This is a genomic window from uncultured Eudoraea sp., assembly GCF_947258525.1.
GTDB lineage: Bacteria > Bacteroidota > Bacteroidia > Flavobacteriales > Flavobacteriaceae > Eudoraea.
Genome location: NZ_CAMYIP010000152.1, coordinates 36,183 through 57,035, shown reverse-complemented (window position 1 = coordinate 57,035; position 20,853 = coordinate 36,183). Strand labels below are relative to the sequence as shown.

General features: G+C 36.7%; 21 protein-coding genes. 3 read left to right on the top strand and 18 right to left on the bottom strand.

The genetic code is table 11. The features are described 5' to 3' along the window. Nucleotides 1-90 precede the first annotated feature (90 nt). Nucleotides 91-1,905, top strand: coding sequence for a DNA polymerase III subunit gamma/tau (locus tag Q0X89_RS11220; protein ID WP_297694158.1), 1,815 nt, complete (start codon nt 91-93; stop codon nt 1,903-1,905). Here Q0X89_RS11220 and Q0X89_RS11215 read toward each other — a convergent pair. From Q0X89_RS11215 to Q0X89_RS11185, 7 genes are read right to left on the bottom strand one after another with little or no spacing between them, the layout of a single operon-like run. Continuing rightward, on the bottom strand, nt 1,894-2,253 hold the full coding sequence (locus tag Q0X89_RS11215; protein WP_297694156.1) for a transmembrane 220 family protein: 360 nt from the start codon (nt 2,251-2,253) through the stop codon (nt 1,894-1,896). The genes Q0X89_RS11220 and Q0X89_RS11215 overlap by 12 nt on opposite strands. A gap of 11 nt (nt 2,254-2,264) precedes the next feature. Further along, nucleotides 2,265-3,638, bottom strand: a complete 1,374-nt coding sequence (locus Q0X89_RS11210) for an alkaline phosphatase family protein (protein ID WP_297694154.1) — start codon at nt 3,636-3,638, stop codon at nt 2,265-2,267. Nucleotides 3,639-3,643: 5 nt separating this feature from the next. Then, nucleotides 3,644-4,837, bottom strand: a complete 1,194-nt coding sequence (gene eboE / locus Q0X89_RS11205) for a metabolite traffic protein EboE (protein ID WP_297694152.1) — start codon at nt 4,835-4,837, stop codon at nt 3,644-3,646. A gap of 3 nt (nt 4,838-4,840) precedes the next feature. Continuing rightward, entirely contained in the window at nt 4,841-6,007 is a 1,167-nt protein-coding gene (locus Q0X89_RS11200) for a 3-dehydroquinate synthase (protein ID WP_297694150.1), read from the bottom strand. Nucleotides 6,008-6,016: 9 nt separating this feature from the next. Then, complete coding sequence (eboC, locus tag Q0X89_RS11195; protein ID WP_297694148.1) at nt 6,017-6,919, bottom strand: UbiA-like protein EboC; 903 nt, start codon at nt 6,917-6,919, stop codon at nt 6,017-6,019. A gap of 1 nt (nt 6,920) precedes the next feature. Further along, nucleotides 6,921-7,829: a TatD family hydrolase gene (locus Q0X89_RS11190; RefSeq protein ID WP_297694146.1), complete on the bottom strand. Its 909-nt coding sequence runs from the start codon at nt 7,827-7,829 to the stop codon at nt 6,921-6,923. A 3-nt stretch (nt 7,830-7,832) separates the two neighbouring features. Next, nucleotides 7,833-8,690 carry an EboA domain-containing protein gene (locus tag Q0X89_RS11185; RefSeq protein WP_297694144.1) on the bottom strand — a complete coding sequence of 286 codons (858 nt, stop codon included), beginning with the start codon at nt 8,688-8,690 and terminating at the stop codon, nt 7,833-7,835. A 163-nt stretch (nt 8,691-8,853) separates the two neighbouring features. Here Q0X89_RS11185 and Q0X89_RS11180 point away from each other — a divergent pair, with 163 nt between their 5' ends. Next, nucleotides 8,854-9,435 carry a tRNA-(ms[2]io[6]A)-hydroxylase gene (locus Q0X89_RS11180; protein WP_297694142.1) on the top strand — a complete coding sequence of 194 codons (582 nt, stop codon included), beginning with the start codon at nt 8,854-8,856 and terminating at the stop codon, nt 9,433-9,435. A gap of 178 nt (nt 9,436-9,613) precedes the next feature. On the opposite strand, the gene ppk1 is transcribed toward Q0X89_RS11180, so the two are convergent. The 9 genes from ppk1 to rpsA all read right to left on the bottom strand — a co-directional run bounded on the left by ppk1 (nt 9,614) and on the right by rpsA (nt 18,269). Continuing rightward, a complete protein-coding gene (gene ppk1, locus Q0X89_RS11175) occupies nt 9,614-11,758 on the bottom strand; it encodes a polyphosphate kinase 1 (RefSeq protein WP_297694140.1) in 2,145 nt (714 codons plus the stop codon). Then, nucleotides 11,758-12,243 (bottom strand): histidine phosphatase family protein, encoded by a 486-nt coding sequence (locus tag Q0X89_RS11170; protein WP_297694139.1) that lies wholly within the window; start codon nt 12,241-12,243, stop codon nt 11,758-11,760. The genes ppk1 and Q0X89_RS11170 overlap by 1 nt, the downstream gene beginning before the upstream one ends. A gap of 13 nt (nt 12,244-12,256) precedes the next feature. After that, nucleotides 12,257-12,904, bottom strand: coding sequence for a pyridoxamine 5'-phosphate oxidase (gene pdxH, locus Q0X89_RS11165; RefSeq protein ID WP_297694137.1), 648 nt, complete (start codon nt 12,902-12,904; stop codon nt 12,257-12,259). Nucleotides 12,905-13,058: 154 nt separating this feature from the next. After that, nucleotides 13,059-13,964 (bottom strand): ribonuclease Z, encoded by a 906-nt coding sequence (locus tag Q0X89_RS11160; RefSeq protein ID WP_297694135.1) that lies wholly within the window; start codon nt 13,962-13,964, stop codon nt 13,059-13,061. Further along, the gene (locus Q0X89_RS11155; protein WP_297694133.1) at nt 13,961-14,443 is read right to left on the bottom strand and encodes a DUF3291 domain-containing protein; all 483 of its coding nucleotides are present in this window, start codon (nt 14,441-14,443) and stop codon (nt 13,961-13,963) included. Before Q0X89_RS11155 ends, Q0X89_RS11160 begins: the two co-directional genes overlap by 4 nt. A 3-nt stretch (nt 14,444-14,446) precedes the next feature. Further along, nucleotides 14,447-14,779 carry a ribonuclease Z gene (locus tag Q0X89_RS11150; RefSeq protein ID WP_297694131.1) on the bottom strand — a complete coding sequence of 111 codons (333 nt, stop codon included), beginning with the start codon at nt 14,777-14,779 and terminating at the stop codon, nt 14,447-14,449. A gap of 6 nt (nt 14,780-14,785) precedes the next feature. Next, nucleotides 14,786-15,712: an aspartate carbamoyltransferase catalytic subunit gene (locus Q0X89_RS11145; RefSeq protein WP_297694129.1), complete on the bottom strand. Its 927-nt coding sequence runs from the start codon at nt 15,710-15,712 to the stop codon at nt 14,786-14,788. A gap of 7 nt (nt 15,713-15,719) precedes the next feature. Further along, a complete protein-coding gene (pyrR, locus tag Q0X89_RS11140; protein ID WP_297694127.1) occupies nt 15,720-16,259 on the bottom strand; it encodes a bifunctional pyr operon transcriptional regulator/uracil phosphoribosyltransferase PyrR in 540 nt (179 codons plus the stop codon). A gap of 174 nt (nt 16,260-16,433) precedes the next feature. Next, nucleotides 16,434-18,269 (bottom strand): 30S ribosomal protein S1, encoded by a 1,836-nt coding sequence (gene rpsA / locus Q0X89_RS11135; RefSeq protein ID WP_297694125.1) that lies wholly within the window; start codon nt 18,267-18,269, stop codon nt 16,434-16,436. 261 nt (nt 18,270-18,530) lie between these two features. On the opposite strand from rpsA, the gene Q0X89_RS11130 reads away from it, so the two are divergent. Next, the gene (locus Q0X89_RS11130; RefSeq protein WP_297694123.1) at nt 18,531-18,911 is read left to right on the top strand and encodes a LysM peptidoglycan-binding domain-containing protein; all 381 of its coding nucleotides are present in this window, start codon (nt 18,531-18,533) and stop codon (nt 18,909-18,911) included. Nucleotides 18,912-18,942: 31 nt separating this feature from the next. Here Q0X89_RS11130 and cmk read toward each other — a convergent pair whose 3' ends face one another. Continuing rightward, a complete protein-coding gene (cmk, locus tag Q0X89_RS11125) occupies nt 18,943-19,647 on the bottom strand; it encodes a (d)CMP kinase (protein ID WP_297694121.1) in 705 nt (234 codons plus the stop codon). Nucleotides 19,648-19,746: 99 nt separating this feature from the next. Then, the coding region (locus Q0X89_RS11120; protein ID WP_297694119.1) for a S16 family serine protease at nt 19,747-20,853 on the bottom strand (1,107 nt) is incomplete at its 5' end.

The window sequence follows — 20,853 nt, the reverse complement described above, 5'->3', positions numbered from 1 at the left end:
GTCTAAAATAAACGCCAAAATGAACGGCTATTTCTATATTTGTATATAACCCGTTAGGCGCTTATATTTAGTCTACAAAAGCTTGTTTATTTGGAACCATTTATTGTATCGGCACGTAAATTCAGACCCAAGACCTTTAAGGATGTTGTGGGTCAGGAAGCCATTACAAACACGCTGCAGAATGCTATTGAGAATAACCATCTTGCACAAGCGCTTTTATTTTGCGGTCCCAGAGGTGTTGGTAAGACGACATGTGCAAGGATTTTGGCCAAAAAGATAAATCAGGACGGTACTGAAAAAGAAGATGAAGATTTTGCATTCAATATTTTTGAACTGGATGCGGCATCCAACAATTCCGTTGATGATATCAGGAGTTTGATAGATCAGGTGCGTATTCCACCTCAGGTTGGAAAATACAAAGTGTATATCATAGATGAGGTACATATGCTATCTCAATCTGCTTTCAACGCATTTTTAAAAACTCTTGAAGAACCACCCAAACATGCTATTTTCATTTTAGCAACTACTGAAAAGCACAAAATAATACCAACTATTTTGTCTCGTTGCCAGATATTTGACTTTAAACGGATAACCGTTAAAGACGCCGCCAAGTATCTCAAATATATTGCCGAACAGCAAGGAGTTGAGGCAGAAGATGACGCGCTGCACATCATTGCTCAGAAGGCAGATGGCGCTATGAGAGATGCCTTGTCTATTTTTGACCGTGTAGTAAGTTTCTCGGGAAAGGAGCTTACAAGAGCCGCTGTTACAGAGAATTTAAATGTCCTGGACTATGATACATACTTTACGACTACAGATTTAATTCTGGAACATAATATCCCTCAGTTACTGGTTTTGTTCAATAATACGCTGGCTAAGGGTTTTGAGGGGCACCATTTTATTAATGGTCTGGCTTCACATTTCAGAGATCTTTTGGTTTGCAGGCATGAAGATACCATTGCTCTTTTAGAAGTTGGTGAAAAGGCTAAAACAAAGTATCTGGAGCAATCTAAAAAGACTTCTGAATCTTTTTTATTAAAAGGGATATCTATCGCTAATGAATGTGATCTTAATTACAAAGCCAGTAAAAACCATAGATTATTGGTTGAATTGACCCTGATGAAACTAGCCTCCATAGATTTTAATGGTGAAAAAAAAAATCTTGAAAACCTCAGCTCAGAATGGAGCGGTGAAATTCAATTAATTCCTACTTCCTTTTTTATGGATACCATGCCTATCAGCCAAGGGAAGGCATCTGTAGAATCTGCTGAAATCTCGGAGAAAATAAAAAAAGTCATCCCAGAAGAGAAGGAAGCAGAAATCAATTACTCCAATGAATCCCCAATAACAGAAAAAATTGATGCCCAGCCTCTAACAGAAATAATGGCAGAGGAAGTATTGATATCAGATCCTAATAGAAAAATTAAAATTAAAGAGCGATCTAAAAGAATTTCCGGGTTATCATTATCCAGTTTAAAGGCAAAAAAAGAGCATCAACTCAAAAAGATTGAAGTAGTCATTGATGAAGATGATCTACCTAAAGAAAGTTTTACAAAAGAGGATTTATTAAAACATTGGGAGTCATATATTCAAAAGTTGGATAAGGCAGGTAAAAAGATAATGGCTTCGAATCTAAGTTCCGACAAGCCCAAAATAGTTGATCAAACACAGATATTTATTGAGCTCCCGAATGGTACAATGAAAAAAGAAATAGAAAGGGAACAATTTCAACTTTTGAAGTTTCTAAGAAAAGAACTCAATAATTATAGCATTGAGCTGAAAATAAGCGTCAACGAAGAAATTGCCAAAAAGTTTGCCTATACCCCCGAAGAGAAGTACCAAAAATTAAGGGAAATAAACCCTGCCATTGATCTCCTAAGAAAAGAGTTTGATCTAGACCTTTGACTTATTAGTCAATCGGAGCCTAAAGGCATAAATGAGCATTATTACTGCCACAATGAGCAGTCCTAAGGATTCTCTACCCCTTTCAATATTGTCAATATCACCATTACCAATAGTTACCCCTTCATATTGTTCTGGCCACATAAGGAAAGTACTAACAAAATAAATACCACTTAGAATAACTGCACCTGTAACATTTAATTTGCCCAGATAAAATAACAAGGAGGCCGCAGCGGCAACTCCATAGATAGCATACCACAACAAAGCGTCAGGATCATTATACTGAACATATGCGGCCCAAATAAACAGCAGTGTAAATATCAGAGAAAGAATTTTGAAGAGGTTTTTCATAATTTAAGATTTTATCCGGTTAACAGTTTAGCCAGAAGCCCATAAACTTCCGTAGATTTATAAAGTTCTCGATTTAATGAACTTCTATTGTTTGTAATAAATATTGGGTAATCTGTCATGTCCTCCGGGAGTCTGCCATGAGAACCCTTAACCAAATCTGCTTTTAGAGGTATTATATTCATTACTGTCCTAAATCCAAGTTTCTTCTTCAAAAGCTTCAATATAACTTTTGGCATGACAAATTTATCATCAGGATCTGTAAACATTTCTACCGGATCATACCCGGGTTTTTTGTGTATATCTACCATTCTTGCATAATCCGGAGCTTTTGCATCATCCATCCAGAAGTAATAGGTAAACCATGAATTTTTTTCGGCAATCAAGACTAAATCACCACACCTGTCATGATTTAGATTTGTTGCCTCCAGTTCACTTGTCGACAAAACTCTTTCAATACCATCAATACCTTCCAATAATTTTTTGACTCTCTTTTTTGTAGCAGGATCATTCAAATAAACATGCGCTATTTGATGATCGGCTACGGCAAATGCTTTACTGGCACCTGCATCTAATAGCTCAAGGCCTCTTTCCTCCCTTACGCTTATTAAACCCTCAGAGCGTAGAATACGATTAATGTGAATTGGATTGTTTACATTGGTAATACCATATTCGGAGAGTAGCACTATATTCGTATTTCTTTTATCATAGTAATTTACCAGCTTTTTCACAACCTCATCAATTTCCCTAAGATCCTTGCTAATTTTTGGGAAGTCAATACCATGTCTCTGTAAATTATAATCCAAATGCGGCAGGTAAACCAATGTGAGCGTAGGATCATATAATTTGTCAGTATTAATGGCGGCATCTGCTATCCACTGACTAGATTTTACTGAAGTTTTAGGACCCCAAAAATTAAATAATGGAAATGTACCAAGCTTATTTTGCAACTGGTCCCTTAATTCAGGAGGATGTGAATAGATGTCGGGAATCTTCCTGCCATCTGCAAGATAATTAGGACGTGGTGTAACACTGAAATCGACTGTGGAATACATATTATACCACCAGAAAAGATTAGCGCAACTAAAATTACTATCCAGTTGCTTCATCTCATCCCATAACTTGTCACTTTTAATTAGTTTGTTAGATTGTCTCCAGAATTTTACCTCACATTCATCCTTAAAATACCATCCATTGCCGACAATACCGTGTTCTGTTGGCCATTTACCTGTAAGATACGTTGTTTGAGAAGTACAAGTGACCGCTGGAAGAACCGGTGTAATTGAGGCCGAATTACCATTTGCAAGAAACGATTTAATAAAAGGCGTATGCTCACCAATTAATCTTTTGGTCAAACCAACAACATTCAGAACAACGGTTTTATTCATACCTTTTATAGTTTGTCTATTAGCCACTTCATTTCCCGGATTATGGATTCTGAAAGGTCTTTTTTAAGATAACCAGGAAGAACATCCCAGGTGTATGTCTCAACTTCCAGGTGTTCTGAAATAAGATGTTGCTTGAGAATAGCTATCACCTTGAGGATATGATCCTGAGTAGAGTATAGTTCTTCAAAAGATTCAAGAAAAATAGGCACATGAAAATGAGCTCTTAATTCTTCCACATCTGGTTTGTTCTTGAGAACAATGGGCAGGTCATTATAAGTTTTAACCCCCTCATTTGAATTTACAGTCACCTGATGCAGATAGGTAGGCTCATCAAATTTCCCCAGCGTTTCCCATATTTTATCCTTATGTAAGGTATTAAATTTAGCTTTTAACGCAGCACTGACCTGTATTTTTCCAATTTTGATTCCGGCATTCTTTAATTTTTCAAACGTATACGTGGGTTCTTCAAAGGCCAGTGAAAAATGACAGATATCATAACAAAGCGTACAATAGCGCAAAACCAAATTTTCAGCCTTTTCTTCACCTACATTAAGCTTTTTTATCAGCTCTTTCTTTGCAATTGGTAAAAGAATTTTGGCATAGAAAGTTAACACATCTTCAGTATTTTCAAGCATCCCATCCGGTTCCGGTTCAATATCTATATGAAGATACTTGGATGTACTTTCTTCAAGTTCATGGAGTTTAAGTATGAGCTCAGACAAATGTATCGCTCCCTTCTCCATGACAGCTTTTTTCTCTTTTGCACTTGCATGCCAATGCTTGTAGCTAATTGGCGATGTAGAAATACCTCCGGAAATACCTTCAGGTAAAAGAAAAGCTAACTGTTCAAACAGTCTTACGGTATAATTGACCCTTTCTCTTGTTGTCCAATCGGGCTCGTGTACTTTATCTTTTACAACTTCATCATGAAAATTTCCGTAAGGAAAACCGTTCATAGTAAATACATAAAGACCGTTTTTAATTAACCAACTTTTAAATTGTGGAAGATTATCATTCATTGCAAGTTCTTCACTTGCTCTATTGGATAGTCGCAATCCTATACCAAATGGTTGTTCCTTTGAAATATTCTTCTTTATAACAGGCAGGTAGTCGACTATACTCTGAAAAGTGCTGGCCCAATCCTGTCCCGGATGAATATTGGTGCAATAAGTCAGATGGTATTTATCATTGATCAGCATAGTTTATGCTACATTAATTTTATATTTACTATTCAGGGAATTTACTGCCTTCTTCATTAATTCCATATCTATTTGGTGAACATCTATTTTCTTGCCAATGCCATTTATTAATGTTATTGTCAATTCCCCTCCAAGATGCTCCCGAAACTCCTGGATCCCCTTTAATAACTCTTGTATTTCATTGTATCCTGAAATAGGAATAGATAAATCAAAGCCAATTTCTGTCATTACAGCCAATATTTCTTCCAAAATATCAACTGAAATAAAACCCATGAGCTGAGAATATGTCAAATCGAGTGCAATGCCCTTTGCCACGGCTTCACCATGCCTCAAAGAATAGTCACTCATCTGTTCCAATTTATGAGCGGACCAATGACCAAAATCCAACGGTCTGGAAGATCCACTTTCAAATGGATCGCCACCTTTGGCAATATGTTCCATATGCATTTCGGCACACCGGTAAATAGTGTTAAGCATGGCATCCATATCGCGTTCTTTCAATTTAATTGCATTTTCCTTAATTGTTTTAAAGAAAACTTCATCTTTGATAAGAGCAACCTTAATGGCCTCGGCCAGACCCGCAATCCAATCGCGCTGTTCAAGGCTTGCCAAAAATTTGCTGTCATTTAATATGGCGTAAGGTGGGGCAAAAGTGCCTATAAAATTCTTTTTGTTATAAGCATTTATTCCATTCTTGACCCCAATCGCTGCATCATTTTGAGAAAGTACTGTAGTTGGAATACGAATAAGTTTAACCCCCCTGTGAGCAATTGAAGCGGCATACCCGGCCATATCTATTACTGCGCCACCCCCAATGACAATCACAAAGGAGTGCCTGCAAATTGCATTATTGTTAATTGCGGCTATTATCTTATCGACATTATTATGGTCGTTTTTGGATTTTTCTCCACCGGGAGTTACCAAACACTCTGTTAACAGCAATTGATTATTATGCAGAAGACAATATTCTTTTATGCTTTCACTTAACTTAGGATGATTTTTAAGTACCCCATCGTCTATGACGAATAGTAGTTTTACCTTTTCATTTGGTTTGTAAGACTGTATGACCTCCTTGAACAAATCGTTGTTGCTCTCAAATAAGCCGCTTGTAAAATGTAAACTATATTTAAAGTTTACAGCAAAAGACCGTTCTATGGGTTTTAATTGCATGCTTCTAATTTATGTTACCGCAAATATCTTAGCGAGTATGTATGACAAGGGTAGCAATAGTAAAACAATTAAACCAAACTGCCATCCGTCAAATGCTACAGCGAGTGATGCATCCAAAACAATTATTGAAAGCACACCACTGACTACAGCTTTTTTAATGTTTTCAGGTGAATTTACTTTATATGCTCTAATTAATGGCCTATAAATCAGAAATATAAACAAACCCATGAAAGGAAATAAACTAATCCACTGTGTCCGTATATCCGGTGTAATCATCAAAATGATAAAAACAACCATTGCATATAATAGTCCTGCCCAAATTATATGCTTTTTATTTTCCCCATAAACCTCTCCCCTGCTAATTAGCGTAATGGCAAAAATATACAAAAGAGGAATTACGGCATACATCCAATGAAATATTTCACCGAATAAAGACATTCCTAAAATAAGGTTTAATGCTCTGCATAGCCCCATATTTAGAGGACCCAGGAATTGATATTTTTTGGTAAAAGAATCATAAAGTAGGATCATCAAAGCCAGAATAACAGCTATAATACCACTAAGTTGATTCACAAAGAATGATAAGAAGACTCCTGACAGCAATAATCCGGTTCCAAATAATGAAGCTCCTTTTAGAGATACGTCTCCTTTTGGAATCGGCCTTTCTGGTCGTTCTATCTCGTCAATTTTAAAATCAAACACGTCATTTAGAACAACTCCCCCGGCATAAAGGAAAATCGAGGAAAATATAAGTAAGATTAAATTTAGGTATGCAGGTCCGTTTAAGGAAGTGTCTGCTGTAATTAAGAAAGTTAGTCCGGAAATACAGGCACCAGCCAATATATCGGCCATGGCGGTGGGCAAGTTTGCTGGCCTGGTAAGCTTTGCGTACCCGAGGAGCACCATGTTCATTCTAATTTATTTGATCTGCATCTATACGAGGTTCCTGTCCCCTTAAAACACTATTATCATTAAAAAGAATAGATTGATTGATCCCCTGCGGATTCAACCAGTCTGATTCTTTCATTTTCCCATTTTTGCTAAAAGCATCCAATGCATTTTGATAACAGGTTTTCACAACATCTTCACGGGCTATACCTCGCTTTAACATTAGGGCCGCTGTTTTCGGTACAGCCAACGGGTCACTGACGCCCCAGTCTGCAGAACTATCTACTATTATATTGGAACTGCCATATTTACGGACTACTTCTACCATACGTTCATTACCCATTTTGGTTTTGGGATAAATGGTAAAAGCGGCTATAAAACCTTTATCTAAGACGTCTTTTACGGTTTCCTCATTATTATGATCAATTATTACATTACCGGGATCCAGTTTATGTTCAATACATACTTCCATGCTCCTGAGAGTTCCGGCTTTCTTATCCCTATGTGGCGTATGAACCTGAACCGTCATATTTAGTTCCTTGGCAAGTTCAAGTTGTTCTCTAAAATACTTATCCTCGGCAGGCGTCTGATCATCATAGCCTATTTCTCCAATGGCAACAACATTTTCTTTGTGAAGGTATAAAGGCAAAAGTTCCATTACCTGTTCAGCCAGGGCTTCATTATTGGCCTCTTTAGAATTCAATCCTATGGTACAATAGTGTTTAATCCCAAACTGACTTGCCCTAAATGGTTCCCACCCTACAAGGCTACTGAAATAATCTTGAAATGATCCAACTTGAGTACGCGGCTGACCTAACCAGAAAGAGGGCTCAATAATTGCAACAATTCCGGATGCTGCCATAGCTTCGTAGTCATCGGTTGTCCTCGAAGTCATATGTATATGAGGGTCAATTATCATCATTTTTTCCTGCATAGTTTATTTTTTTAAATTTTCCCAGGTAACCTCATTATTCGCTACCTTCTCCTTTAAATGAGGATACTTGTTCAAGAGTTCAATGGCTTCTGGTTGCGGAGAATAATAACAACAAAGTGCAGCAGCCAAATTCTCAATCCTATTTTCACTTTTAAACAAATGATCCATATCTTTTAGCAATATACCTTCCAAAAATCCTGATACAGGTCTCCAGAACAAGGGATCAATATCCCTTGAAGCCGCCCAGCGCTCATGGGCATAATCTGATATAATTCTGGCTAAATCGCTATTAGCTCTTTTATCTATATCAACAATCTCTCCCAAATTACGTTCCATAAATGCCGCTTTCAAATACATCTGATTCCATTGCTGATCATTAAAGTATTTCGAAGGATATGGGTTGTTTAATGCAATGGCGTCAAAAATAGTCCCAATATTAGTTCGCAATGCCTCAACTCCTACCTGGTTAAAGTCCCCAGCATTTGGTAAAAGTATTAAAAACTTCAAAAAAGTTTCAAGCTCACTAGTATCAGCTACCTGAATAAGATTTGCCACCTTAGATGAAAAATATGCTTTATCTGATTCAAGCACTCTGGTGAGCAGATAAATCCGGGCAATTTGGAGAAGGTCTGCATTATGTGCGATTAAGTATTGGGTCAATTCCTGATTTACTCCCTGGATTTTTGGTTTTATTGCAGAATCAATTTTACCGGCTATTAAACTATAGGATAGATATAATTCCTTTGCAGATTTTGATTCAATAATAATGTCTAATTTGTTCTTTATCCAGGCACGTGTTTCTTCATCTAAACTGTCGCCAAGTATTTTAGACAATTCTTTACATGTATCCAGATGCAGCATATATTCTATCTACTAAGTAAATAAGGAGTTAAACAAAAGGGAATTCTTTGACTGTACAAATATATTAAGATAACTACAAACCTCTTCTATTATAATTCGGATATAGTTTTTAATTAGCACAAGTGTTTCACAGGTTCTTTTTAATTTAGCAAAAATTCAAGTTATGTTAGGACTCAAATTACCAACTGATCCCCGATGGGTAAACATTGTGGAAAAAAATATTGATGAAATTCTGACTGATCATGCCTATTGTGAACAAAAGGCTGCAAGTACGGCTATCTCATTGATAATTAATTTTCCGGAATATCCAGAGTTGGTACAGGAAATGATAGCATTATCACGGGAAGAAATGGGTCATTTTAAAATGGTACATGACAAGATCCTTAATCGAGGTAAAACCCTGGGGAGGTATCGCAAGGACGAATACGTCATTCAACTTATGAAATTTTTTCCGAAAGGAGGAAATCGGATTACACAGCTTGTGCATCGCCTTTTATATGCCGCATTAATTGAAGCCAGGAGTTGTGAGCGGTTCAGGTTGCTTTCAGAGCAACTTCAGGACAAGGAATTGGCAGCTTTTTATCACAAACTCATGGTTAGTGAAGCAGGACATTACAGCATGTTTTTGAAATTTGCCAGAAAATATGGCCAAAAGGAAGAAGTAGATAAAAAATGGCAGGAGCTTTTACTTTATGAAGCAGAGATTATGAAAAATCTTGGGAAGAAAGAGACTATTCACGGTTAGCCCAAAACCAATACATATTTGCGACCACTAATATAAAATCCAATTGTTTTCTTATCAAATTATTTTAGGAATAGATCCTTTTCACGCTACCAGGTTTTATAATTCTATCGGCCAGATGAATTTCAGGACCTGAAATTGTTATGGCCTGCGCTTAAATTGGAAAACAACCTCCCTATATTCAAATTTCTATATTTTTCTGATTCAATTTATTACGGTAATAATCATAAATTGCGAATTGAGAGCGCAACTTAGGTAATTCATTCTTCCTATAAATATTGTTCTGTTCTCCATTAAAAATTCGGGCTTTTACGTTATCCCTCCAGGAAATTTCAAAAGTATCTATTAATTCCTGTTTAATATCTTCATCATAAATTGGGCATCCAACCTCCACCCTATTATCCAAATTACGTGTCATCCAGTCTGCCGATGAAATATAGATTTTAGGGTTACCGTCATTGCCAAAAATAAAGACCCGCGGATGCTCCAAAAATTTATCAACAATACTTATAGCTTCAATATTTTCACTCATACCTTCAACCCCGGGGATAAGACAACACACACCTCTGATAATAAGCTGGATTTTGACCCCTGCCCTACTCGCCTCATATAATTTATCTACCTGGATTTTGACCCCTTCCCTGCTAGCCTCATATAATTTATCCACCATTTCATAGGAGGTAAAGCTGTTCATCTTTATTTTTATGTAAGCATCTCTCCCTTGTTTTGCAGATTCTATTTCTTTGTCAATAAACTTCTTAAACAAACTTTTTGTATAGTGGGGAGAAACAATCAAATGTTTGTATTTGTATATTTTGTAAGTGGTTTCAAAAAAATCAAAGACAATCTTGAGTTCTTTTAAAATAGCTTCGTTAGCCGTAAAAAGCGTATAATCTGTATATATTTTAGCTGTTGATTCATTGAAGTTTCCGGTACTAATAAATCCATACCGCTTAATTAAATCTCCCTCCTCCCGTTCAATTACGCAAATTTTGCTGTGAACTTTTAAACCGGGGACTCCAAAGATCAGCTTTACACCTTCGGCTTGTAATTCTTCCGCATATTTAATATTCGCCTGTTCGTCAAAACGAGCCCGTAATTCTATCTGCATGGTAACTTTTTTACCATTTTTTACTGCATTTATTAAAGATGCTGCCACTTGTGAATCTTTTGCAAGACGATATACAGTGATTTTTATGCTTTTTACCTTCGGATCCAATGCAGCTTCCCTTAGGAATTTGATGATATAAGAAAAAGTATGGTATGGCGCGTACATAAGGAAATCCTTTTCAGCTATGTGCTCCAATAAGCTTGCTTCCAGACTCAGACCTTTTACGGGAAGAGGTGTGATTTTGTCATACATAAGATCTTGTCTTCCTAAACTTGGGAAGCTCATATAATCCCGTCTGTTGTGATAACGACCTCCCGGAATTACACTATCTGTATCCTTGATACCCATTTTACCTTTTAGAAATTCCAGGGTATCCTCACCTATACTTTTATCATATACAAACCGAACCGGGTCACTAATTTTTCTTCCTTGAACGCTTGAAGATATTTTTTCTATAAATGTTTTGCTCAAATCATTGTCAATGTCTAATTCCGCATCTCTTGTTATTTTAATCATATGAGCAGAAATTGACTTATAGTCAAACATGGGAAATATGCGATCCAAACAAAACCTGATCAGGTCATCTAGTATAATGATAAAATTTTTATTTCCTTCAGGTGGCAAAACCACAAAGCGGTCCGTGCCTGTGGGTATCTCTATCAGCGCATACCGATTCTTCTCAATACTTTGGTCCTTTTGATCTTCTTCGGAATCCTTAAGAACCATTTTTACAGCCAGGTAAGCTTCAGTATCCTTTAAGAGAGGGAATTGGTTAAGATCATTTAGAACGATAGTCATTAACAGGGGGCTAACCTTTTCTATGAAATAATTTTTAAGGAATTCAGCCTGGCTTTCAGATACTTCAGTTTCATTGATAAGAAAAATACCCTGACTTTCTAACTCTTGCTCAATATCGCCATGAATTTCAAGGCTTTTACTTTGTTGATCAATTACAATTTTGGTAATTTCTGCTAGCAAGTCCTTTGCCTTCTCCCCTCCCAGGGCACTCTTCCCTTTTTTACCTGCCAGGACAATTCTTTTAATAGTAGCGTACCTTACTTTAAAAAACTCATCCAAATTATTGGAGAAAATTCCTAAAAACCGAAGTCGTTCTATCAATGGAACGTTTTTATCCGCACTCTCCTGTAATACACGATCATTAAACATCAACCAGCTAATTTCCCGGTTGATGTATTGATTTTTAGTCTTAATCATTATCTGAGTTGTTTTGGAATAAGGACATGTTCAGTTACACCATTTTTAATCTCTTTCCAACTGGTGACATCAAAGCTGATTTGTACCAAAGCCGAAGTAGGTACATTATCAATAGCCTTGTTACCCAAATGATTTACAACGTTGGTTAGTGCATAATTGTGGCCAAAAATCAGTACTTTGTTATGTTTATCATCCAGTTCTTTTATAAAGGACATTACGGCTTCTCCCGAAAAATCATACAATTGATCCCTGATCCTTAATTTTTCCAAAGGATAATTAAAAGTCCTTAGGAATATCATGCAGGTATGAAGAGCCCTGTTTGCCGGACTAGAATATGCTGAATCTATATTCTGGGATAGCCTCTTATATTCAGCGCTTACAAGATGAGCATCATTAATTCCCCTCTTCTGTAAGGGCCTGTCCTGGTCGCTTACTCGGTATTCCCAGGATGATTTCCCATGCCTAACCAGAATAACTGTTTTCATAATTAAAATAGTTTTATGGAGCCAGTCGCTCAATTTTCCAATCAAAATCTTTTTGTAGGGAGTATCGGATTCTGTCGTGTAACCTATTATCCCTGCCCTGCCAAAATTCCATAGATACCGGCCTGACAAGATAACCACCCCAATAATCCGGGCGTTCAATTTCCTTTCCTTTATATTTTTCTTCTAATTTCTTCAATTCAATTTCCAAGACTTCTCTGGACTCAATTACACTACTTTGATCGGATACAATGGCTCCTAATTTACTTCCTTCAGGTCTGGACTCAAAATAACCATCGGAAAGATTTTTGGCAATTTTCTCAGCTTTGCCTTTAATAATAATCTGGCGTTCCATAATGGGCCAAAAAAATGACAAACAAACTCTTGGATCTGCCTGAATTGCCTTGCCTTTTTCACTCTCGTAATTAGAATAAAAAATAAACCCCTCAAACGTATACTTTTTGAGAAGGACTACCCTGCTTTTTGGAAACCCATCCAAACCCAGAGTCGAAATCGTCATGGCATTAGGTTCATCTATTCCTTCTGTAGCCTCAACTTCATAAAACCATTTCTGAAATAATTCCAGAGGATTGTCTGATATGGCCTCTTCCGTAAGGGCACTTTTATTATATGATTTCCGATTATTCCCTAAATCTCTATGCATTTCTTAAAAGACAAACATTAACTCTACAAAGTTGGGGAAAAGATGTATAAAAGTGAAGTGTTATTGAATTTTTATAAAATGGTCGGAAAGCTTTGAACAATCTTCTTTTGCCAGAATTGGAAGGTTGAGACCCATTTTTTGAAAACTACTTTGATCAAATTTCGAATATCTTACCGTCATCCGCCAGATCAACATTATTAAAAACCTTGATAGCTTCTTCTTTGAATGGCTGTATGGACTTATACCTGGTAGAAAAATGTCCCAGGATTAGTCTAAATACTTTGGCTTCTTTTGCTATTGTTGCGGCATCTGTTGCAGTAGAATGCTTTGTTTTTTTTGCTAAATGTGCTTCGGATTCTAAAAAAGTGGATTCGTGATACAATAGATCAACTTCCTTTATAAGCGGTATCACATCCCTATTAAACCCGGTATCACTGCAATAAGCATAGTGTTTTGGCGGAGGTGGATCCAGACTTAGTTGTGAATTTGCAATGACTGAACCATCATCCAGTTTTATATCCTTACCCTGTTTTATACTCCTGAAATACGCTTTGTCAATTTTATGCTTTGATGTTGCAAGTACATTTAATTTGCGCTCACCGGGTAATTCACTAAATAAGAAGCCATTAGTATAAATCCTATGATCCATAGGAATTGTCTTAACCTTCACTTTTGTATCTTCAAAAATAACTTCAGATTTACTGGAAGATAATTCATGAAAAATAAGTTTATAATTCGTCCAGGAATTGCCAAGTTTAAGTAGTAAGGTAATAGCCTCTTGAATGCCTTTGGGGCCATATATATGCAAATCTTTTTCTCTACCCAGCAATCTAAAAGTTGAAATTAGTCCCGGTAACCCGAAAAAGTGATCCCCATGTAAATGCGAAATAAAAATACGTTCAATCCTCGAGAATTTTATTTTATTCTTTCTTAACTGCACCTGTGTTCCTTCACCGCAGTCTATTAGAAATAAGTGGTTTTCTATTTCTAATACCTGAGATGTAGGGTTAGTCAATGTTCTAGGGGTAGCAGCATAGCAACCGAGGATGTGCAGCTTCATCGTTGTTTCCTGGTTTCCAATTTATAGAGGCTGGCCTGTATTGGTGTAAAATTGCTCTTTAAAGTAAAGGCATAAGGGCTTTCCCCGTACTTATTGAGATATTCAAGCCTGTCCTTTCCATCCTGAGGCGTAGGATAATCACCTTCAGGTATATACCAGCAGACCATATGCATTTCTTTCATATTTGAGAACCATTCTTTTCTCCTTTTAAATATATCCTTGTGATCAGATTTATAAGTGAAGTCGAAAAGTGCTTTAATTGATTTCCATAAAGACATATTTACAACAATAAAATCATCATGGAACACCTCAACGGCCGAATCACTGGTATCGTCCTCAATTAATCGCCAAACAAAACCATCACTTGATTCCGCTATTTGGTTAATTCGATCCAGATTATCTACAAAATCTTTCATAATCGGGCTATCCAAAGGGGCCAGCATACGGGCAATATTAATTTGGGCAAGGTTATAATTCATTAATCACAAGTCAAGATCACGTTCAATTTCTTCCATTTCAATAATGTCATTGGCCTCCTGGATCGTTGGTACCAGACATATCTCATCAGGTACCTGATCATATTCCACTTTATTGGTTACCAACACAAATGATTTATTGTCCGCCCGGTGTGTGTTAGATAGCTGAAGAAACTCCAGGATATCATTTGAAGTAATCTCAGAGAACGAAAATAGGTTAATAATTAAATGATCGTTTTTAATATTCTTGTATGATCTGTTCAGATTCTCTATGAATTTTCTCAAGGAAATGTTTTCCTGGTAAACTATAGTAGTATTACCCTTTTTATCAAAAATCATAATTCACTATTTTATTTTCGAAGCTAATAAATATATTACGGCCATACGAATAGCCACTCCGTTTTCAACCTGATTAAGAATTATGGATTGTTTAGAATCGGCTACATCGCTGGTTATCTCAACGCCTCGATTAATTGGGCCGGGGTGCATAATTACAATTTCCTTATCCAGACCATCCAGAATTGCCTTATTAACTCCGTATTGTTGCGTATATTCCCTGGTTGTTGGAAAATAACTTATATCTAAGCGTTCATTCTGAATCCTCAACATATTGGCCACATCACACCAATTTAATGCCTTTACAAGATCGGTCTCTATCTCTATCCCTAAAGATTCTATATACTTTGGCAGCAAGGTACGAGGACCGCACACTTTTACATTTGCGCCTTGTAATTTTAAGGCAAAAATATTTGACAAGGCCACTCTGGAATGAAGAATATCTCCGACAATAACTACATTTTTTCCGGAGACATCACCCAATTTTTCACGAATAGAATAAGAATCCAAAAGAGCCTGAGTTGGATGTTCATGGGCGCCATCACCTGCATTTACAATTGCTGCATCTACATGTTGTGAAAGAAATATGCCTGCTCCGGGACTGGGATGTCTCATTACCACCATATCTACTTTCATAGAAAGGATATTATTGACCGTATCAATTAGTGTTTCTCCTTTTTTAACCGATGACTGAGCTGCAGAAAAATTAATCACATCAGCAGATAACCGTTTTTCGGCAAGTTCAAAAGACAGCTTAGTTCTGGTACTGCTTTCGAAGAAAATATTTGCAATGGTTATATCACGGAGAGAAGGGACTTTTTTAATTGATCGGTTAATAACCTCTTTGAAGTGATCAGCGGTCTCAAAAATTAGTTGGATATCTTTTTCTTTAAGATATTTTATGCCCAACAAGTGTTTTACACTCAATTCGCTCATCTGTTCCCTATTTACTTACCAAATAAATAATATCTTTTCCGTCATTTTCCTTCCACATAACCTTTACTTTCTCCTCATTTATAGCATCTACCTGTCTTCCACGATAGTTAGGCTGAATTGGCAAATGCCTGCTAAAGCGACGATCAATAAGGGTTAATAATTCTATCTCCCTGGGTCTTCCAAAAGACTGGATCGCCGTTAAGGCTGCACGAATGCTCCTGCCTGTATAGAGAACATCATCTATAAGGACAACTTTTTTACCTTCCACAAGAAAATCCATTTTAGTACTGCTGGCCTCGAGGGTTTTTTCTCCTCGTCTAAAATCATCCCTGTAAAAAGTTATATCGAGAAGTCCCAGATTAATTTGGCTTACCCCATAATCTTCTTTAAGAATTTTTGAAAGTCGTTGAGCCAGAAAAATTCCGCGGGGTTGTATTCCTATTAATGCAGTCTCCGAAAAATCTAAATGATGTTCTAATAGTTGACAAGCCAGGCGGTGTAGTATAATGTTAATCTCTTTAGAAGAAAGCAATACTTTTTGACTCATGGGCTAGATAACCTACTCTTTTCAACTACAAAAGTAGGGATTTCTACTTAATTTAAATGAAGGATCCAAAATTGTAAGGATCTTAGTCTCTCATTTTAAAAGAAATAAAAAAAGTCCTGATGTGTATATCAGGACTTTTATATTTAATTCTAGTGAAGAAGACTTCTTAAAAACCTATTTTTTCTTATTGGCTTCCATCTTGTCTTTCAACGCTTGTAACTGCTCATTGGCATCCCCCAAAGTTGGTTTAGCCTCTTCTGCTGAAGCAGCTGCTTTCTTTTTAGCCGCCTTTACATTACGTTGTTCTTCTTCTCTGAAAATAGCAGTGTGACTTGCTACTACTCGTTTGAATTCTTTATTGAATTCAATAATCTTGAATTCAGCCTCTTCGCCTTTATTCAACTTTTTACCATCCTCTTTTTCCATATGACGCTGAGGTACGAACGCGGTTATGTCTTCATTAAAGTCTATAACAGCACCTTTATCTACTATTTCAGAAATGGCAGCTTTGTGAACCGTTCCAAGGGCAAATTCCTTTTCATATTTGTCCCATGGATTTTCAGTAGTTTGTTTGTGGCCTAAACTTAATTTACGACCTTCTACATCGAGCTCAAGGACTTCAACTTCAAGAGTATCACCAACTGTTACAAATTCTGAAGGGTGTTTAATTTTCTTGGTCCAGGAAAGATCTGAGATATAAATTAATCCATCTATTCCTTCTTCAAGTTCAACAAAAACACCAAAATTGGTAAAGTTTCGGACAATACCTTTATGTCGTGAACCAACAGGATACTTAGAAGTGATATCTGTCCAAGGATCTGGTGTTAATTGCTTGATCCCCAGTGACATTTTACGATCTTCTCTGTCGAGAGTTAAAACAACGGCTTCGAGTTCATCACCAACTTTCACAAAATCCTGTGCAGATCTCAAATGCGTTGACCAGGACATTTCGGATACATGAATCAATCCTTCTACTCCTTCAGCTACTTCTAAAAAGGCACCATAATCTGCAATTACAACTACTTTTCCTTTTACTTTGTCTCCAATTTTTATTTCATCTCCCAGAGCATCCCAGGGATGTTTTTCCAATTGTTTAAGACCTAGTTGAATTCTGGATTTATTATCATCAAAATCGAGAATAACTACATTGAGTTTTTGATCTAATTCCACAACTTCGTTAGGATGATTTATCCTGCTCCAGGAAAGATCCGTAATATGAACCAGACCATCAACTCCACCAAGGTCAATAAAGACACCGTAGGAAGTAATGTTCTTAACTATACCTTCTAGTACCTGACCTTTTTCGAGCTGACTGATAATCTCTTTCTTCTGTTCTTCAATATCTGCTTCGATCAGAGCTTTGTGTGAAACCACCACATTCTTGAATTCGTGGTTAATTTTAACAACCTTGAACTCCATAGTCTTGCCCACATACTGATCGTAATCACGAATAGGTTTTACATCAATCTGTGAACCAGGCAAGAATGCTTCAATTCCAAAAACATCCACAATCATTCCTCCCTTAGTTCTGCATTTTACAAAACCTGTAACTACTTCTTCCTTATCATGAGCCGCATTAACTCTATCCCAGGCCATAATAGTTCTGGCCTTTCTATGAGATAATACCAATTGTCCGCTTTTATCTTCACGGATATCAATTAGAACCTCAACTTTATCACCAATCTTCAGATCAGGGTTGTATCGGAACTCATTGAGCGAGATAACTCCTTCAGACTTGGCGTTAATATCAATAATTGCCTCACGGTCTGTCAAATGTGTTACCACACCTTCTACAACCTCCTCATCTGCTGTATCAACAAAATTTTCTGCAACTAATTTTTCAAATTCTTCAAGTTTGGAATCTTCAACACGCTCTATTCCTTCTTCGTATTTCTCCCAATTGAAATTCTCCAAAAACTCTTTAGGATCCTGTTTTGGAGTTTCTACTTTTTGTTCTTCTTTTACTTCAGCAGTTTCTACTGCTTCTGTTATTGCTTTTTCTTCAGCCATGTGCTGATTAAATTTGTATTCCGCAGTACTTTCAGGACCTAAGCAATTCCTGCAGAAGTTGTTATTTAATTTTTTTTGTTCTTCCTTTTTTCTCCTGATTATTTGCAAAAAGGAGTGCAAAAATACAATTAAATTGTTGTTTTACAAAGTTGTGAAAGGGAAGGTTTAAAATAAGGGTCTGGATTTACATGTTTCTTAGCAAAATCAGAAGGTATTTTGTAACTTCGTGATCACAAAATACTAACAATTAAAATATACAACATGAGTGTCAAAGAGAAATATCAGTCAGTCCTTAATTTGGGTGAGCAACTTGGAATAAAAGATGGGGATGTAGGCGAATCAGAAGGGGTTTTAAAGGTCAAAGGCGAAGCTAATACCCAATATGAAAAAGATCTGATTTGGGATAAAATAAAAGAAATTGGAGGTGAACACCCAACCGATATTAAGGCAAATATTACAGTTGCGGATACTTCTGTTTATCATCGCCACGTTGTTAAAAGCGGAGAGTCTCTTAGTAAAATAGCTAAGCACTACTATGGCGATCCAATGAAATACAAACAGATCTTTAATGCAAATACAAATATTCTAAGTAACCCGGATGTAATCCATCCGGACCAGGTTTTGATTATTCCCAATGCTTAGTTAACATATTTATCTTAGAAAAGAACGCTTTTTAAGCGTTCTTTTTGTTTTTATCAATGACCTGCAGCGCGTAATAATGAATTCTTTCAAACTGTTCCTTTAAGCCCATGTCGCTATTATCAAACAATATTGCATCCTGAGCTTTAACAAGAGGTGAAGATGCTCTGTTTGAATCAATATAATCACGTTCACGAACATTTTTTAGCACCTCTTCAAATTCAACATTTTCTCCTCGTGAAATCAATTCCTTATAGCGTCTTGATGCCCTAATATCAGGAGAAGCAGTCATAAATATTTTGAGCTCTGCATTAGGAAAAACAATAGTTCCAATATCTCGGCCATCCATCACTATCCCTTTGGAATTTCCCATTTCTCGTTGCATGTTGACTAATTTCTCACGGACTTCGGGTATTACAGAAATTTTACTTACCTCTTTGGAAACTCGCATACTTCTAATTTCCTTCTCCACATTTTTCCCATTGAGAAACATTTCCGAGAATCCCAATTCATCATTAAACTGAAATTTGAGTTTTGCTTTGGGAAGTAGACCAATTAACTTCTTAAAATCAATTTCATGGTCAACAATGCAATTGTTCTCTATAGCAAATAAGGTAATTGCACGGTACATTGCACCGGTATCAACATATACGTAATTCAATGATTTGGCCAATTCTTTGGCAATGGTACTTTTTCCTGTCGAAGAATAACCATCAATTGCAATAGTAATCTTTCCCATATGTTAAAAGTAGAGAGAAATGATTTAAAGCGAAACTAAAAAATCCCTTTTTACTTAATCCTAAGAAAGCAAGCGCAAATTTAGTTTCGTATTATCATATTATAATTTCTTGGCGTTTTTTACTTTTTGGTCAGTGATGGCTTTATCTATTACCTCACTCATATCGGTAACATAATGAAATGTGAGCCCTTTTAAGTATTCCTCTTTAATATCCAGGATATCTTTTCTGTTTTCCTCAGATAGTATTATCTCCTTTATCCTTGCCCTTTTAGCCGCAAGTATTTTTTCTTTAATACCGCCTACAGGTAAAACTTTGCCCCTTAAAGTAATCTCACCAGTCATAGCGAGGCTTTTTTTAACCTTTTTCTGAGCAAAAAGAGAAACCAGCGATGTCAGCATTGTAATACCTGCACTAGGACCATCCTTGGGTGTTGCTCCTTCAGGTACGTGAATATGAACATTATACTTATCAAAAACTGAAGGATTTATACCAAAAAGGATAGATTCTATAAAAAGAATATCTCCACCTACACTGGTCCAGGCCAATCCTGTAACAACTCCGGCTATATCATTATTTTCATATTTATCGCGTTCCAACCTGGCCGGACCCAATACTTTTTCTATATCATCATTACTAATCTTTACATTATATGACTCCTCAATAGCAATTGATTTAGCAGCATATCGGACCATTTTCGCTATTTGTTTTTCCAGCCCTCTTACACCGGATTCTCGTGTATACCCTTCAACAATTTTTTCCAGCTGGCGTTTCCCAATTTTTAAATCTTTCGACGAGAGCCCATGCTCTTTGAGTTGTTTGGGCAGCAAATGTCGTTTCCCAATTTCTACTTTTTCTTCAATGGTATATCCGGTAACATTTATTATCTCCATTCTATCGCGCAAGGCAGGTTGAATCGTAGAAAGATTATTGGCTGTTGCTATAAACATGACTTTAGAAAGATCATAACCCAGCTCAAGGAAATTATCGTGGAATTCATTGTTTTGTTCAGGATCCAATACCTCTAACATGGCGGAAGAAGGATCGCCCTGGTGACTAGCACCCAATTTGTCTATTTCGTCTAAAATGAAAACGGGGTTCGAAGTCCCTGCTTTTTTAATACTTTGTAAAATCCTGCCTGGCATGGCGCCTATATAAGTTTTACGGTGCCCTCTTATTTCAGCTTCATCTCGTAAACCACCTAAAGA